Raw genomic sequence first — 17,233 nt, 5'->3', positions numbered from 1 at the left:
CGGGCAGTATCGCTCCTAGGTTTCCCTCAAAGGAGATTTGCCCGATGACGAACCCGCTTTTGGCCGACTGGACCGGCCCCTTCGCCCTGCCGCCTTTCGCCGATCTGTCCGATGCCGATTTCGGCCCCGCGATCGAGACCGCGCTGATCGAGGCACGCGCCAATATCGCCGCGATTGCCGAGAACCCCGAGCCTGCCGATTTTGCCAATACGATTGCCGCAATGGAGAGCGCAAGCGAGACGCTCGATAAGGTTCTGGGCGTTTTCTACAATTTGTCGGGCGCGGATTCGACGCCCGCGCGTGAGGCGTTGCAGCGCGATCTGGCGCCGAAACTCGCCGCCTATTCCTCGGAAATCACGATGAACCCCGCGCTCTTCGCACGGGTGCGGGCGGTCTGGGAAGAGCGCGCGGGGCTCGCCCCCGAAGAGGCGCGTGTGGCCGATCTCTATCATCAGATGTTCATTCGCGCAGGCGCCGCCCTGACTGGCGAGGAGGCCGAGCGGATGCGCGCGATCAAGGAACGCCTCGCCATCATCCAGAACCAGTTCACGCAGAACCTTCTGGCCGACGAGCGGGGCTGGTTCATGGAGATCGACGACCTTTCAGGCCTGCCCGATTTCGTGGTCGATACGGCCCGCGCCGCTGGCGAAGACCGCGGCGCGAAGGGGCCGGTCATCACGCTCTCGCGATCGCTCATCGTGCCCTTTCTGCAATTCTCGACCCGGCGCGATCTGCGCGAGCAAGCCTGGCGCGCATGGGCCGCGCGGGGCGCGAATGGCGGCGAGACCGACAACCGCGCGATTGCCGCCGAGATCCTGACGCTGCGCGAGGAACGCGCGCGGCTTTTGGGCTATGCAAGCTTTGCCGACTACAAGCTCGAACCGGAGATGGCCAAGACCCCTGACCGCGTGCGCGATCTGTTGATGCGCGTCTGGGAGCCGGCCAAGGCGCGCGCCGAGGCGGATGGAGCGATCCTTGCGAGAATGATGCACGAGGACGGGATCAACGGTGAGCTGGAGCCGTGGGACTGGCGCTACTATTCCGAGAAGCGCCGAGTGGCGGAGCACGATCTCGACGAGGCGGCGCTCAAGCCTTATCTCTCCCTCGATGCCATGCTCGGCGCGATGTTCGACACCGCGACGAAGCTCTTCGGGCTGGAATTCCGTGAGATCGAGGGCCCGTTCTATCACCCCGATGTGCGTGGCTGGGACGTGACCCGGGCGGGGCGTCATATCGCGGTGTTCCTTGGCGACTATTTCGCGCGCGGCTCGAAGCGATCGGGCGCGTGGTGCTCTGCGATGCGCTCGCAAAAGAACCTCGGGGGCGAAACCCGTCCGATCGTCATCAATGTGTGCAACTTCGCCAAGGGTGCCCCGACGCTGCTCTCCTATGACGACGCCCGGACGCTCTTCCACGAGTTCGGCCATGCGCTGCATCAGATGCTTTCCAATGTGACCTACGAATTCATCTCGGGCACCAGCGTCGCGCGCGATTTCGTCGAACTCCCAAGCCAGCTTTACGAACACTGGCTTGAAGTGCCCGAGGTGCTCGAGCGCCACGCGCGCCACTATGAAACCGGCGCTCCGATGCCCAAGGCGCTCCTCGACAAGCTGCTGGCGGCGGCGACCTATGATCAGGGCTTTGCCACGGTCGAATATCTGGGCTCGGCCCTCGTCGATCTGGCCTTCCACGAGGGCGCGGCGCCCGCCGACCCGATGGAGAAACAAGCCGAGGTGCTCTCGTCGCTTGGTATGCCGGCGGCCATCGGAATGCGCCACGCGACACCGCATTTCGCGCATGTCTTCTCGGGCGATGGGTACTCGGCTGGCTATTACAGCTACATGTGGTCCGAGGTGATGGATGCGGACGCTTTCGCGGCATTCGAAGAAGCGGGCGGCCCCTTCGACCCCGAGGTTGCCGGGCGGCTCGAGCGCTTCATCCTCTCGACCGGTGGCTCCCGTCCGGCGGAAGAGCTTTACATGGAGTTCCGGGGCAAGATGCCCGGCGTCGAGCCGCTTCTGAAAGGGCGCGGCCTTCTCGCGGAAAGCTGATCCCGGCTTCCAATCGCTCCAAATATCCCGGGGGTCCGGGGGTAGAGCCCCCGGCCTTCAGCCGTGCCAGACATCCTTGTGGATGATGACCTCGGCTTGCGGATAGGCCGCGACGATCCCTCGCTTGAGCGCGGCGCCGATGTCGTGGGCTTCGCGCAGGGTCTGCTCGCCGTCCAGCTCGATATGCAGGTTCACGAACAGCTTGGACCCTGCGGTGCGGGTTTGCAGGTCGTGATAGCCGCGCACACCCGGCCAGTCTGCCGCAATCGTCTCAATCCCCGCGACGATCTCGGGATCGGCGGCGCGGTCCATCAAGGCGTGCCATGCATTCGCGCCGATGCCGCGCGCGCCATGCAGCATCAGACCCGCGGCGATCAGCGCGATTACGCTGTCGACCTTGCTTAGCCCCATCGTCTTTGAAAGCACCAGCGCGAGGATCGCGCCAATCGTCGGCAGCAGGTCGCCCACGTAATGCAGCATATCGGCGGCGACGACCTTGTTGCCGGTGCGCCGCGCCACGCGCCGCTGCCACAGCACCAGCCCCGCCGTCAGCACGACAGCCACCAACATCACCGCGATCCCGGCGCCTTCCGCCTCCAGATCCGGCGGCGTATCAGAGACGAGCCGCCGGATTGCCAGCCAGCCGATGCTGAGCGCCGACGCCATCACGAAAAGCGCCTGCCCAAGCGAGACCAGATCCTCGACCGAACTGTGCCCGAACGTGTGATCGTCATCGGCGGGACGCGCGGCATAGATGATCGCCCAAAGCCCCGCGCCCGAGATCAACAGATCCATCGCGCTATCGGCCATCGAAGCGGCGATCGAAAGCGCGCCGGTCTGCATCAGGGCCCAAAGCTTGAGCAGCACCAGCACCAGCGCCACCCCGACCGAGGCCAGCCCTGCCGAAAGGTTCAACCTGATCTGACTGTCCGCCTGCATCTCGTGCCTCGTGTCTCGGTCCGGGTCTGCGCTCTAGCAGGCCCGCGCGGCATTGTCATGACCGAGCGACGGATTTCAGTCGCGGGTTTCGTCGGGGAAGACGCCCCAAAGACCCGATTTCGGCACCCAGCCATCGACCCCGTCCGAAGACACCTCGCACCAGTCCAGCCCGCAGGCGCCCAGCCGCATGATGGCCCCCGCCTCGGCGACCGCCACCACTTGCGAGGCCTCGTCGGCGCGCATGTGCAACTCGGTCATATCCTCTTCGATGATGACATTGCGCACGCCCGACAGGAGCGAGTAATGCACCCAGCCGCCCGCGCCCTCGCGGTCCTCGACCCGGCGCCAGTGGCCGAACTCGGCGGTCACGCGCAATGGCATCCCGCTATGCTTGAACACCCAGTCGATGCGGTGCGACAAAGAAGGCCCGCGCCGGGCATTCCCGGTCGACCCCTTGAGCGACACGTATCGGGGAATCGGAAGGTTGGTCACATCACCTCGGGCAGGCGCCGCAGCGGTCTGAACCGTGCTCGAATCCGCCGAGACTTGCCCGCCGATGAGTGTCAGTGCCAAAGCTGCCGCCCAAAGACCCGCTCGCATCATTCGAAATCGTCCCAACGTCCGGTTTGCGTCAATCGGGCGCGCAAGAAAATTGCGCTAACATGCCGATTTTTGCCATTTCTGCTCTTGGGGGCCTTGTGCCTCGCCCCGTTGGAGGTCACTTTGCACCTAAGTCGAGACGTTTGGAAGAGAGGAGAGCACCGCCATGCCCGCACCGCGGCTGAGTGTTGTCGTGACGCGACGGTTACCCGAGGTTGTCGAGACCCGGATGAAAGAACTTTTCGATGTGGAATTGCGTGAAACCGATGAACGGATGAGCCGCGAAGAGCTTGTCGCCGCGATGAGCCGCGCGGATGTTCTGGTGCCCTGCGTGACCGACCAGATCGACGCCAATATGCTGGCGGCGGCTGGGGATCGGCTGAAACTCATCGCCAACTACGGCGCCGGCGTTGACCATATCGACGTGGCCTCGGCCCGTCAGCGCGGGGTTCTGGTGTCGAACACCCCCGGCGTGGTTACCGAGGACACCGCCGATATGGTGATGGCCCTGATCCTCGCCGTGACGCGTCGCATTCCCGAGGGGCTTGCCGTGATGCAGGCCGGGGAGTGGCAGGGCTGGTCGCCCACCGCCTTCCTCGGCGGTCGGATCGGCGGCAAACGGCTGGGCATTCTCGGCATGGGCCGGATCGGTCAGGCGGTCGCCAAGCGCGCGGCGGCCTTCGGGATGCAGGTTCACTACCACAACCGCAAGCGTCTGCGCCCGGAGATCGAAGAGAGCCTCGGCGCGACCTATTGGGAAAGCCTCGATCAGATGGTGAGCCGGATGGACATCATCTCGATCAACTGTCCGCACACGCCCTCGACCTTCCACCTGCTCAATGCGCGGCGGCTGAAGATGATGAAGCCCTCGGCGGTGATCGTGAACACCTCGCGCGGCGAAGTGATCGACGAGAACGCGCTGACGCGGATGCTGGATGCCGGAGAACTGGCCGGGGCGGGTCTCGACGTGTTCGAGCGCGGCACCGAGGTCAACCCGCGCCTGCGCGAGATGCCGAATGTCGTGCTGCTGCCGCATATGGGCTCCTCGACCGTCGAGGGGCGCGCGGAGATGGGCGAGAAGGTCATCATCAACGTCAAGACCTTCGCCGATGGGCACCGCCCGCCGGATCTGGTCGTGCCGGGCGTCATGTGACGCGTTCGGAAATGCTGAGCGGCCCGGAGCAATGCTCCGGGCCGTTTGCGTCAGATCAGAGCGGCATCAGCCCTGAAATTCGGGGAGCTGCTCCAGCTCGGCCTCGGTCAGCGCCACGTTCAGGGTCACGCCGGCATCGTCCGAGGTGACCTGAACCATCCCGGGCGAGAGTTCCACCGGCTTTTCACCGATGCCGAGGAACCCGCCGACGTCGATCACGATGCCGGAAACCTTCATCTGGTCATCGAGGACAACCTCGCCGACCTCGCCCACACGGTCACCGTTCGGGCCCCAGACCGGTTCACCGGTCAGGTCTTCGGCGGTCAGCGCGCTGATATCGCGCGGGTCGGTCATCGCGGCCACCGTGCCGGCGGTCGCATCGGCCATCGCCTCGGTCTTGGCTGCGGCGTCTTTGACAGCGGTCTCTGCCGACTGCATGGCCTCATCCATCGTGGTGCGGGTCTCAGCCGCGGCGCTTTCGATCCGGGTCTCGGCGGCCCCCATCGCCCCCGAGGCATCCGAATGATCCATGTCCGTCGAATAGGCCGGAGCCCCTTCGAGCGCCGCGCGGTTACCTTTCATCACGATGAAGAACTCGCCCTCGCTATCGCCATCGGGAATCATTGCGAGCGTGCCGAGGTTCACGGCCACCGTCTTTTCACCGATCCCGAGGAAGCCGCCAATATCGACCAGAACCGCCTCGACATCGCCTTGCAGGCCGATGATCACGTCGCTGACCTCGCCAATGTCGTCCCAGTTGCCGTCGATTTCAGTGAGCGCGGCGTTGGGGTCATAGTCGGTCTCGGTCGCATAGACGCGCTTGCCGATCAGGTCACTGGCCATCACGGCATGGTCAACGGCGCCGTAGAAAGTCTCGGTCGCCATGGCCCCGGCGGGTGCCGCGTGGTTGTCGGCAAGAGCGGGCATGGCCATCATCAGGCCAAGGGCGGTGGTCGCAAGAAGCTTTTTCATGTCGATCTCCCAAACTGGTTTGCGGGTCGGCCATTTGCCGGCCCCAGATGTCGAGACAACAAGGCCGAAGTGGCTTCTGTTCCGCTTTGGGGCACTAGAAAAACCGGGAAAATTTGCGGAACCGGACAGGGCCGGAAGGCGTTCGCGCGCGCCGCGGGTAGCGCTTGGCGCCCCGCGCCAAACCACACGCCAAGCCGGGCCCGCCACTGCGGCCAGCGACCCTTCGCGCGTGAAAATGTCGCTTTTGTCTGGCAAAGGTCGGCGCGGATTGCCCCGCGTCATGCGCTTCTGGCAGAACAAGGAAAAGTTCTGCGAGGAGTTGCCCAATGAAGACCCATGTCAAAGCTCTGGTCGTCGGCGGCGGTGCCGTCGGATGCGGGGTCGCCTATCATCTGGCCAAGGCTGGCTGGGACACGATGCTTGTCGAGCGCGACGAGCTGACGTCGGGTTCGACCTGGCATGCGGCGGGGCTGCTGCCGCTCTTCAACATGAGCTACGCGACCACGCATATCCACAAATACTCGGTCGATTTCTACAAGACGCTCGAAGCTGAAACCGGCCTCAACGCGGGCTTCTCGATCTGCGGCAACCTGCGGATGGCGCAGACGCAAGAGCGTATGGACGAATACATGCTCTATTCGTCGGTCGCCGAGACTGCGGGCGTCTATCACGAATTCCTGACCCCCGCTCAGATGAAAGAGCGTTGGCCGCTTCTCAACACCGAAGACCTCAAGGGCGCGCTGTTCCACCCGCAGGACGGCTATATCAACCCCGCCGACGTGACCCAGGCCATGGCCAAGGGTGCGCGTCAGCGCGGCGTCGAGATTGTGCGCAAGCTTCAGGTCAACGCGTATAAATGGACCGGCTCCGAGTGGATCGTGACGCTGGAGAAGATGGTCGAGAAGGGCGGCAACCTCGTCGGCTCCGGCGAGCTGATCGACGTGCATGCCGAGCATGTCGTGACCGCGACGGGCAACCACGCTCAGCGCACCGCGCGCCTGCTTGGCATCAAGATCCCGGCGATCCCGGTCGAACACCAGTTCATCGTGACCGAACCGGACCCCGCGCTCGTCAAATGGCGCGCCGAGGGTAACCCCGAGCACCCGGTGCTCCGCGATGCCGACGCCAAGTGGTATGTCCGCGAAGAGCGCGGCGGCTGGATCCTCGGCCCCTATGAGCGCGGCGCCCCGGCGCGGTTCCTCTATGACGTGCCGGAAACTTTCCGCGCCGACCTCTTCCCGCTCGACCTCGAACGGATCGAGGAAGAATACATGTCGATGATCTACCGCCTGCCGACCTCGGAAACCGTGGGTCTGAAGGACGATTTCAACGGCCCGATCTGCTACACGCCGGATGGCAACCCGCTGGTCGGTCCGGCACCGGGTCTGCGCAACATGTGGCTCGCCGAGGGTTTCTCCTTTGGCATCACCGCCGCTGGCGGCACCGGCTACTACCTTGCGCAGATGATGGTCGAGGGCGAGGCCGAGATCGACATGGCGTCGCTCGATCCCAAGCGCTACGGCTCGTGGATGACCACCGAATATGCCGCGCGCAAGAACGAAGAGTGCTACGAGCACGTCTTCATCCTGCACCACCCGGACGAAGAGCGCGAAGCCTGCCGTCCGCTGCGCACCGCGCCGAATTACGATCGCCAGAAAGAGCTTGGCGCGCAATTCGGTCAGGTGAACGGCTGGGAGCGTCCGAACTATTACGGTCCCAAGGACGCGCCCGCGAGCTTCGACCATGACTCGCGCAGCTTCCGTCGCGGTGGCTGGTGGCAATATGCCGTCGATGAGGCCAAGGCGATCCGCGAGACCGCCGGTCTGATCGACGCCTCGGCCTTCACCAAGCACCTCGTGCGCGGGCCCGGCGCGACGGCCTTCCTCGATTACTTCACCTGCAACAAGCTGCCGAAAGTCGGGCGTATCAACCTGACCTATGCGCTTACCGATGCGGGCACCACGCGCACCGAATACACCATCGTCCGCCTGAAGGACGACGAGTATTACCTCGTTTCGGCGGGCGCATGGACCGATTACGACGCGGACTTCCTGCGCAAATCCATCGAGGATTTCCGTGCGGCAGGCGGCGACTATGTAGATTGCCACGACATCACCACGCAGTGGGGTGTCTTCGCTCTGGCAGGCCCGAACAGCCGCGCCATTCTCAATGAGCTCGTCAAGGACGGCGTGCCGGAAACCGTGCTCTCGAACAAGCGCTTCCCGTGGCTGAGCTACCGCGACATCGAACTGGGTATGTGCCCGGTGCGCGCGGTCCGCGTGGCCTATACGGGTGAGCTTGGCTGGGAACTTCACCACCCCGTAGAGATGTCGCGCTACCTCTGGGATCAGCTGATGGCGGCAGGCGCGAAACACGGGATGAAACTCGTGGGCGCCCGCGCCCAGAACTGGCTGCGTCAGGAAAAGAGCTACCGCGCCTTCGGTACGGAACTCGGCCGCGATGCGACCCCGTTGGAGGCCGGTCTCGACCGCTTCATCGACATGGAGAAAGACTTCAAGGGCAAGCAGGCCATGATCGACACGGGGCTCCGTGCGAGCTGCGTGACGCTGCTGATCGACGGTCCGGACGATACCGATCCGTGGGGCAAAGAAGCGATCCTGCTCGACGGCGAAAAGGTCGGGCGGCTGACCTCGGGGGGCTACTCGGTTGCGTTCAACAAGCAGATCGGCATGGGCTATGTGCGCCCCGATCTCGCGGCGCCGGGCACCAAGCTGAAGGTCAAGATGCTGCTCAAGGAGTGGGACGCGGTCGTGACCGAAGACTGCCCGTTCGACCCGACGAACGCACGCATCCGCGTGGACGGCTAAGGGGAGGGGGCGCTGCCCCCTCGGGCCTGCGGCCATTCATCCCCGGAGTATTTCGGGGCAGTCCGAAGGACGGGGGCAGCGCCCCCGTTTTTCATTTAGCGCTGAAGCCGTCGTGCGAGCCAATCCCGCCACGCCGCCGCATTGCCCCGGAAGGCGTTCACATCCGATATCCCCCGCACGCCAGGCACGACTCCGGTGCCGGTCCACTGCCAGAAGGTCCAATGCGTGCCCGGATAGCGCTCTTCGGGCGGTGCGGTCACCGAGCGGAGCCAGAGTTCGTAGCCCGCGAAATGCTCGAGGTCGTTGTCGCGCCAGAAATCGATGGTCGTATAGATCACCGGACGCGTTCCGTAATGCGCGCTCAGCGCGTCGAGGAAGGTGCGCATCTCGCGCTGGACCTCGGCGGCGGGCGGACGTTTGCGGCAACTGGGCGAGGTGTGGTTCCACTCGATATCGAGCACCGGGGGCAGGTCGCCCGCGCGCTTGGGCACATGTCGGATGAACCATTCGGCCTGTTCGCTCGCGGGGCGGCAGAAATAGAAGAAGTGATAGGCGCCCACGGGCACACCCGCCGCGCGGGCATTGCGGCTGTTGGGCGCAAAGCCGGGATCGACGCGGTCGCCCCCTTCGGTCGCCTTGAGCCAGGCGAACTGCACCCCGGCGGCGCGGGCCTTGCCGAAGTCGATCAGTCCTTGATAGCGCGCGGCGTCGATCCCGTGCACGGCGTAACGGGCCGGTGCCGCGCCGCCCCATTCATGCGGGTCGGTATCGCCGAGGGTCGCGGGCACGCCCGGCGCGCGGTAATCGGCCGGGTCGAGAAACTCTGGCCTCATCAATTCGCCCTTGTGGGGCGCACTATCGCCCCCGCAGCCAACAAGGCCGACGCTCAACGCGCCAGCAGCCAGAATCGCTTTAAAGAAAGACATTTCCACCCTCCGGGATGATTTCCCGCAGGGTTTCGTAAAATGGCCCGGCTGTCACGGGGGGCAGCCGGGCTTTTTTCCGCGATCAGCGGGTTCTTGCGGAGGGCGCTTTAGCGTCCGGGGCCGAAATCGGCTGGTGTCAGTGTGCCATCGCCATTGCGGTCGCGCATGGCGAACCATTGATCCGTCCCGGCGACGAATTCGGCCTGCGTGATGGTGCCGTCCCGGTTCGCGTCGAACAGGCGCATCCCTTCGGCGGCAGGCATGTCGAAGCCAGGCATGCCCATCGGGCCTTGCTGCGTCATCCGGCCTTGACCCTGACCGGGTCCCATGCCGCCCTGTCCGCGCCCCGGCCCCATGCCCTGACCGCGCATTTGCGGCTGGTTATGGCCCGGGCCTTTGCCGGCCTCGCGCTCCAGCGCCTTATGCTCATCCACACCGGCCAACTCCTCCGCCGAGAAGCGGCCATCGCTGTCCTGGTCGAACATGTAGAAAATATTCTCACGCTGTTCGCGCGCCTCGGCGAGTGTCACGCGGCCATCGCTGTCCAGATCCCATTGTTCCATGAACTGCGCGCCGGGGGTGAAGCTCGTTTGCGCAAGGGCGCTTCCTGCGACGAGCGTTGCGATTGCGGTCAGAGCTGCAAGACGGATCATTTCGTCCTCCGTAACACAATGATTACTCATGAAACGCAACAGGCCCGCGTTTCCGGCGCGGGCCTGTCACAGATAGAATGTTGGGATCGGATCAGGCCTCGCCCGCGAGCTCGTCCCAGCAAGCCAGCGCGTGGCCCGCATACATGACGCCAGGCCCGCCACCCATCTGGATCGCCATCGCCAGCACATCACCCAGTTCCTCGCGGGTGCCGCCGGCCTTCATCAACGCCTCGACGTGGAACATGATGCAGGGCTCGCAGCGCAGCACGACCGCCATGCCGAGCGCGATGAATTCCTTGGTCTTGACGTCGAGCGGACCGTTTTCTTTTACCGCCTTCGACAGCACGCCGAACCCGGCGGTCGCGTCGGGGATGGTCTTGTACATGACGCGCAACTCATTGCGCATTTCGCCGATTTTCTCTTTGTAGCTCATGGGGTTCTCCTGTTCGAAAGGGATTATTCCCTGTCGCACGGATCGCCCCGGCGGGCCTTGATGTGCATCAATCAGATGCAGCTTTTCGAATGTCAGGCGAAGCGCGCGGGCGACAGCGAGGCGACGATCTCGGGCGGCAGATCAGGCGCCCGCCCGCCGATCAGGTCGGCAACAAGCTGACAGGCGGCGGGGCAGGTCTGGAACCCATATCCGCCCTGTCCCGCAAGCCAGAAGAACCCGGGCGCATCGGGCGCAAAGCCGATGACCGGCACCCGGTCGGGGGCAAAGCTGCGCAGACCGGCCCAGTTGCTCAGAAGCCGCGTGACGGGTTCGGTGACCATCTCTTCATAGCGCGCAAGGCCCTCGGCCAGCACCATATCGTCCGCAAAGGCGTCATGCGGGGTCATCGGGTCTTCCTCGGCGGGCGAGACGATCAGTGCCCCCGCATCGGGCTTGGCATACCAATCCTCGGCCCCGCCGATCAGCATCGGCCAGCCCGAGACGTCATGGCCACCGGGTGCGGGCAGGCGCGCCATAGAGCGGCGATAGGGCTGAATGCCGAGCGGCGCGAGGCCTGCCATCTCCGCCACCGGATCGGCCCAGGCCCCCGCCGCGTTCACGATGATCCGCGCCTCATGCGTGCCTTCGGGGGTCTCAACCGCCCAGCCGCCCGTGATCTGGCGGATCGCACGGACCGGCGCGCGGCTGCGGGTCTCCGCCCCATGCGCGCGGGCCTCGCGCAGGAAATTCTGGATCAGCAGGTCGGTATCGACATCCCAAGCATGGCGCGCATAGGCCGCGAGCCCCACCACTTCCGGGTTCAGGATCGGCACGATCGCGCGCGCCTCCTCGACCGAGAGGGGATCGAGATCAAAGGCCTTAACGCTTTGCTCGAACCGGGCGCGCTGATCGGGGGTGTCGATGAACATGAGCCCGCGCGGGCTCAGCGTGCCCGACGCCTGAAAGAAGTCGTTCGAGGCCATCGAAAGCGCGACCACAGCCGGATTGCCGTAGCGCGGCTCATAGAGCGCGGCGGAGCGTCCCGAGGCGTGATAGGCGAAATTATCCTCGGCTTCGAGCAGAAGGACCGAGCCGAGCGGCGCGAGGCGGGCCGCAGCGGAAATTCCCGCGATGCCCCCGCCGATGATCAGGAAATCATGTGTCATGGCGCGCAGAGTGGCACGGCGCCGAGGCCGAGTGAAGGCCCATCTTGCACAATGCAAAAGGGCCACCCGGCGGGTGGCCCTTCGTGTGGTTTGTGGCCCGGATCAGGCTTGCAGCGGGCGCACGCCGATCTCGCCTTCGGCCCGCGATTTCATCGCGGCGACGGCGGCGATGGAGGCGGCGGCGGTGGTGAAATAGGGGATCTTATCATAGAGCGCGACGGAACGGATTTCACGCGAATCCGAGATCGCCTGACTGCCATCGGTGGTGTTGAAGACAAGCTGCACTTCGCCGTTCTTCAGACGGTCCACGATGTTCGGACGGCCCTCATAGACCTTGAGCACGGCCTCTGCCGCGACACCCTTCTCGGCCAGCCATGCGGCGGTGCCACGGGTCGCGATGATCGAGAAGCCCATCTCGATCAGATCACGCGCAGCATCGGCCAGCTCGTCCGACTTGTCGGCATCCTTGATCGAGAAGAACACGGCCCCCGCTTTCGGCAGGACGGTGCCAGCGCCCAGCTGCGCCTTGAGGAAGGCGCGCGGGAAGTTGCGGTCCCAGCCCATGACCTCGCCGGTCGAGCGCATCTCCGGCCCGAGCAGCGTATCCACGCCCGGGAAACGGGCGAAGGGCAGCACTGCCTCCTTGACCGAGAACCACGGCGTGTTCGGATCGGCCAGCGTCAGCGGGTCGGCATAGGGGAGGTTGTCCTCGGGGCCGACATTCTCGGGGTAGGGCGCGCGGGCGGGGAAGTTCTCCATCGGCTCACCCGCCATCAGACGCGCAGCGATCGAGGCAATCGCCGAGTCGGTCGCCTTGGCGACGAAGGGCACCGTGCGCGAGGCGCGCGGGTTCACTTCGAGCACGTAGATCACGCCGTCCTTGATTGCGAATTGCACGTTCATCAGGCCAACCACGTTCAGCCCGAGCGCGAGTTTGACGGTCTGCGCCTTGAGTTCCGCGATGGTTTCGGCTGAGAGCGAGTAGGGCGGCAGCGAGCAGGCACTGTCGCCCGAGTGGACGCCCGCCTCTTCGATATGCTGCATGATGCCCGCGACATGCACGGTCTTGCCGTCGCTGAGCGCGTCCACATCCACCTCGATCGCGCCCGCCAGATAGCTGTCGAGCAGCACCGGGCTGTCGCCCGAAACGACCACGGCGGTGGTGATGTAGCGCTTGAGCTGGTCGAGATCGCGCACAATTTCCATCGCTCGACCGCCCAGAACATAGGACGGGCGGATCACCAGCGGGTAGCCCACGCGGCCCGCGATTTCAAAGGCTTCGGCGTCGGAATGGGCGATGCCGTTGACCGGTTGCTTCAGCTCCAGATCGTTCAGGAGCGCCTGGAACCGCTCGCGGTCCTCGGCGAGGTCGATCGCGTCCGGCGTCGTGCCGAGGATCGGGATGCCTTCGGCTTCGAGCGCATTGGCAAGTTTCAGCGGCGTCTGGCCGCCAAACTGGACGATGACGCCATGCAGCGTGCCGTTCTCTTGCTCTACGCGCAGGATTTCGAGCACATGCTCGAGCGTGAGCGGCTCGAAGTAAAGGCGATCCGAGGTGTCGTAGTCGGTCGAAACCGTCTCCGGGTTACAGTTGACCATGATGGTCTCATAGCCCGCATTGGTCAGCGCGAAACAGGCGTGACAGCAGCAATAGTCGAACTCGATCCCCTGGCCGATCCGGTTCGGACCACCGCCGAGGATTACGACCTTCTTGCGATCCGAGGGGCGCGCCTCGCATTCGACATCGCCCATCGCGGGGGCTTCGTAGGTCGAATACATATAAGGCGTCTGCGCCTCGAACTCGGCGGCGCAGGTGTCGATGCGCTTGAACACGGCGGTGACGCCGAGGTTGCGCCGCGCACGGCGAACCTGTGCCTCGTCGCGGCCGGTCAGCGCGGCCAGACGGGCATCGGTGAAGCCCATCATCTTGAGCGCGCGCAGCCCCTTTTCGTCGAGCGGCAAGCCGTTCTTGCGGATGCTGGCTTCCATCTCAACGATTTCGCGGATGCGGGAGAGGAACCAAGGATCGAAGCTGGTCGCGGCGATGATCTCGTCATCGCTCAGCCCGTGACGCATCGCCTGCGCGATCAGGCGCAGACGGTCCGGGGTCTGCACCGAGATCGCCTTGATGACGGCGGCCTTGTCGGGCGCGCCCTCGATCTCGATCTCGTCAAAACCGGTGAGACCGGTTTCCATCGAGGCCAGCGCCTTTTGCACCGATTCGTGGAAGGTGCGGCCAATGGCCATCGCTTCGCCCACCGATTTCATCGCCGTGGTCAGTTCCGGCTTGGAACCGGGGAACTTCTCGAAGGCGAAGCGCGGGATTTTCGTCACGACATAGTCGATGGTCGGCTCGAACGAGGCGGGCGTGACCTTGGTGATGTCATTGTCCAGCTCGTCGAGCGTGTAGCCGATGGCCAGTTTCGCGGCGATCTTGGCGATCGGGAAGCCGGTGGCCTTGGACGCCAGTGCCGAAGAGCGCGACACGCGCGGGTTCATCTCGATCACGACCATGCGGCCGTCTTTCGGGTTGATCGCCCATTGCACGTTCGACCCGCCGGTTTCGACCCCGATCTCGCGCAAAACGGCGATCGAGCCGTTGCGCATGATCTGGTATTCCTTGTCGGTGAGCGTGAGCGCCGGCGCCACGGTGATACTGTCGCCCGTGTGCACGCCCATCGGGTCGATATTTTCGATGGAGCAGACGATGATGGCGTTGTCCGCTTTGTCGCGCACGACCTCCATCTCGTATTCTTTCCAGCCCAGAAGCGATTCATCGACGAGGATCTGCGCCATCGGCGAGGCATCGAGGCCCGAGCGGCAGATCGCTTCGTAGTCGTCACGGTTATAGGCGACGCCGCCGCCGGTGCCGCCCAGCGTAAAGGCGGGTCGGATGATTGCGGGCAGGCCGATATGGTCAAGCTCGGCCATTGCCTGCGCCACGCCCGCGTTGATGTCGTATTTGCCGTTGGGCAGTTTCGGCGCGGTGACAATCGTGGCCTTGGGGTTTTCAATGCCGAGGCGGTCCATCGCCTCGCGGAACAGCTTGCGGTCTTCGGCCATCTCGATGGCCTCGCGCTTGGCACCGATCATCTCGACGCCGAACTTCTCCAACACCCCCATATCGGCCAGCGCGAGCGAGGTGTTGAGGCCGGTCTGCCCGCCCATGGTGGGCAAGAGCGCGTCGGGGCGTTCTTTCTCGATGATCTTGGCGACGACTTCGGGGGTGATCGGCTCGATATAGGTCGCGTCCGCCATTTCCGGGTCGGTCATGATCGTCGCGGGGTTCGAGTTCACGAGGATGACGCGGTAGCCCTCTTCGCGAAGCGCCTTACAGGCTTGCGCGCCCGAGTAGTCGAACTCGCAGGCCTGGCCGATCACAATGGGCCCGGCACCGATGATGAGGATGGACTTGATGTCTGTTCTCTTCGGCATGGTGACCCCCGGCGATGTTTGGCAGCAGAAAGCCCGCAGCCCGGAAGGGCGCGCGCAAATTGATGGGGGTTATAGCCATCAAGCCGCCCGGCGCAAGGCCCGAAAAGCCGCCCCTCGCGCTTTTCCTCTTGGGTTTTTGGAGCGGTGCGCTTGACTTTGGCGTCGGCTCGCTGTTGATCGGGCCGAATGACGAACTCGGGCCCAGAAAAGGGGAGCCATATGCACGCCTATCGCAGCCATACCTGCGCCGATCTGACTGCTGCCAACGCGGGGGAAACCGTCCGTCTTGCGGGCTGGGTCCATCGTGTGCGCGATCATGGCGGGGTCCTGTTCATCGATCTGCGCGACCATTACGGCATGACACAGGTGCTCTGCGATGGCGACTCGGACGCGTTCAAGGCGATGGAAAGCGTGCGCTCGGAATGGGTGATCCGCATCGACGGCACCGTGAAGCGCCGCGACGAAAGCCTGATCAACCCCAAGATCCCGACCGGCGAGATCGAGGTCTATGTCCGCGAGATCGAAGTGCTGGGCGCGGTCGAGGGCGAATTGCCGCTCCCGGTCTTTGGCGATCAGGACTACCCCGAGGAAACCCGTCTGGCCTACCGCTTCCTCGACCTGCGCCGCGAGAGCCTGCACCACAACATCATGCTGCGCTCGAACGTGGTCCGCTCGCTGCGCAACCGCATGTGGGACAGCGGCTTCACCGAGTTCCAGACCCCGATCATCACGGCCTCCTCGCCCGAGGGCGCGCGCGACTTCCTCGTGCCCTCGCGCCTGCATCCGGGCAAGTTCTACGCGCTGCCGCAGGCACCGCAGCAGTTCAAGCAGCTCATCATGGTGGGCGGTTTCGACAAATACTTCCAGATCGCGCCCTGCTTCCGTGACGAAGACCCGCGCGCCGACCGGAGCCCGACCGACTTCTACCAGCTCGACCTCGAAATGAGCTTCGTCGAGCAAGAGGACATTTTCGCCGCGATCCAACCGGTGATTCAGGGCCTCTTCGAAGAGTTCGGTGGCGGGCGCCGCGTCGATAGCGACTGGCCGCGCATCCCCTATGCCGAGGCGCTGCTGAAATACGGCTCCGACAAGCCCGACCTGCGCAACCCGATCGAGATGCAGGTCGTCTCGGAGCATTTCGCCGGCTCGGGCTTTGCGATCTTCGCCAAGCTCCTGGAGCAAGACGGCACCGAAATTCGCGCGATCCCCGCGCCGACCGGCGGCTCGCGCAAGTTCTGCGACCGGATGAACAAATTCGCGCAAGAGCAGGGCCTGCCGGGGATGGGCTATATCTTCTGGCGCGAGGCCGAGGATGGCTCGGGCATGGAAGCCGCTGGTCCGCTGGCGAAAAATATCGGCCCCGAGCGCACCGAGGCGATCCGCCAGCAGCTTGGTCTTGGCGTGGGCGACGCGGCCTTCTTCCTCGGCGGCAAACCCGAGAGCTTCGAAGCGGTCGCGGGGCGTGCGCGCAACGTGATCGGCGACGAGCTAGGTCTGGCCGACAAGGATCAGTTCAAATTCGCATGGATCGTCGACTTCCCGATGTATGAGAAGGACGACGAGGGCAAGGTGGACTTCTCGCACAACCCGTTCTCGATGCCGCAAGGTGGCATGGAGGCGCTCTCGGGCGACCCGCTCGACGTGCTCGGCTACCAATATGACCTCGCCTGCAACGGCTACGAACTCGTGTCCGGCGCAATCCGGAACCACAAGCTCGAGATCATGTACAAGGCCTTCGAGATTGCCGGCTACCCGGCCTCCGAAGTTGAAAAACGCTTTGGCGGCATGGTCAAGGCGTTCAAATACGGCGCCCCGCCCCACGGTGGCTGCGCGGCGGGTATCGACCGGATCGTGATGCTGCTCGCGGATGAGGCGAACATCCGCGAAGTCATCATGTTCCCGATGAACCAGCGCGCCGAAGACCTGATGATGGGCGCGCCTTCGGAACCCACCAACGAACAGCTGCGCGAACTGTCGCTGCGAGTGATCCCGCAGGACTGATCGGGGGCGGCCACGAAGAGGGGGCTCTGCCCCCGGCCTTCGGCCTCCCCCGGGATATTTTGAGCGATTGGAAGCC

General features: G+C 64.6%; 12 protein-coding genes. 4 read left to right on the top strand and 8 right to left on the bottom strand.

Going from position 1 to position 17,233, the window contains the following annotated elements; genetic code table 11:
- The first annotated feature begins 44 nt into the window (after positions 1–44).
- Positions 45–2,051, top strand: a complete 2,007-nt coding sequence (locus tag P0X85_RS00580) for a M3 family metallopeptidase (protein ID WP_275806871.1) — start codon at positions 45–47, stop codon at positions 2,049–2,051.
- 57 nt (positions 2,052–2,108) lie between these two features.
- Here P0X85_RS00580 and P0X85_RS00575 read toward each other — a convergent pair whose 3' ends face one another.
- Both P0X85_RS00575 and P0X85_RS00570 read right to left on the bottom strand, forming a co-directional pair.
- Entirely contained in the window at positions 2,109–2,990 is an 882-nt protein-coding gene (locus P0X85_RS00575) for a cation diffusion facilitator family transporter (protein WP_275806868.1), read from the bottom strand.
- A 75-nt stretch (positions 2,991–3,065) separates the two neighbouring features.
- Positions 3,066–3,593: an SH3 domain-containing protein gene (locus P0X85_RS00570; protein ID WP_275806865.1), complete on the bottom strand. Its 528-nt coding sequence runs from the start codon at positions 3,591–3,593 to the stop codon at positions 3,066–3,068.
- Positions 3,594–3,756: 163 nt separating this feature from the next.
- Between P0X85_RS00570 and P0X85_RS00565 the strand changes: the two genes are divergently transcribed.
- Complete coding sequence (locus P0X85_RS00565; protein ID WP_275806862.1) at positions 3,757–4,743, top strand: 2-hydroxyacid dehydrogenase; 987 nt, start codon at positions 3,757–3,759, stop codon at positions 4,741–4,743.
- Between the two features lie 66 nt (positions 4,744–4,809).
- Here P0X85_RS00565 and P0X85_RS00560 read toward each other — a convergent pair whose 3' ends face one another.
- Positions 4,810–5,715 (bottom strand): PRC-barrel domain-containing protein, encoded by a 906-nt coding sequence (locus P0X85_RS00560; RefSeq protein ID WP_275806859.1) that lies wholly within the window; start codon positions 5,713–5,715, stop codon positions 4,810–4,812.
- A gap of 326 nt (positions 5,716–6,041) precedes the next feature.
- On the opposite strand from P0X85_RS00560, the gene P0X85_RS00555 reads away from it, so the two are divergent.
- A complete protein-coding gene (locus P0X85_RS00555) occupies positions 6,042–8,543 on the top strand; it encodes a GcvT family protein (RefSeq protein ID WP_275806857.1) in 2,502 nt (833 codons plus the stop codon).
- A gap of 95 nt (positions 8,544–8,638) precedes the next feature.
- Here P0X85_RS00555 and P0X85_RS00550 read toward each other — a convergent pair whose 3' ends face one another.
- The 5 genes from P0X85_RS00550 to carB all read right to left on the bottom strand — a co-directional run bounded on the left by P0X85_RS00550 (position 8,639) and on the right by carB (position 15,156).
- Positions 8,639–9,469, bottom strand: coding sequence for a glycoside hydrolase family 25 protein (locus tag P0X85_RS00550; RefSeq protein ID WP_275806854.1), 831 nt, complete (start codon positions 9,467–9,469; stop codon positions 8,639–8,641).
- 107 nt (positions 9,470–9,576) lie between these two features.
- Positions 9,577–10,122: an EF-hand domain-containing protein gene (locus P0X85_RS00545; protein ID WP_275806851.1), complete on the bottom strand. Its 546-nt coding sequence runs from the start codon at positions 10,120–10,122 to the stop codon at positions 9,577–9,579.
- Between the two features lie 91 nt (positions 10,123–10,213).
- Positions 10,214–10,555 carry a carboxymuconolactone decarboxylase family protein gene (locus tag P0X85_RS00540; RefSeq protein ID WP_275806848.1) on the bottom strand — a complete coding sequence of 114 codons (342 nt, stop codon included), beginning with the start codon at positions 10,553–10,555 and terminating at the stop codon, positions 10,214–10,216.
- A 92-nt stretch (positions 10,556–10,647) separates the two neighbouring features.
- Entirely contained in the window at positions 10,648–11,721 is a 1,074-nt protein-coding gene (locus tag P0X85_RS00535) for an NAD(P)/FAD-dependent oxidoreductase (RefSeq protein ID WP_275806845.1), read from the bottom strand.
- 102 nt (positions 11,722–11,823) lie between these two features.
- Positions 11,824–15,156 (bottom strand): carbamoyl-phosphate synthase large subunit, encoded by a 3,333-nt coding sequence (gene carB, locus P0X85_RS00530; RefSeq protein ID WP_275806842.1) that lies wholly within the window; start codon positions 15,154–15,156, stop codon positions 11,824–11,826.
- Between the two features lie 219 nt (positions 15,157–15,375).
- Between carB and aspS the strand changes: the two genes are divergently transcribed.
- On the top strand, positions 15,376–17,157 hold the full coding sequence (gene aspS / locus P0X85_RS00525; protein ID WP_275806839.1) for an aspartate--tRNA ligase: 1,782 nt from the start codon (positions 15,376–15,378) through the stop codon (positions 17,155–17,157).
- Positions 17,158–17,233 lie beyond the last annotated feature (76 nt).

The organism is Pseudothioclava nitratireducens, assembly GCF_029210495.1.
In the GTDB taxonomy this organism is placed as follows: domain Bacteria; phylum Pseudomonadota; class Alphaproteobacteria; order Rhodobacterales; family Rhodobacteraceae; genus Pseudothioclava; species Pseudothioclava nitratireducens.
The sequence above is the reverse complement of the archived record's forward strand: the minus strand, read 5'-3'. Positions and strand labels throughout refer to the sequence as shown.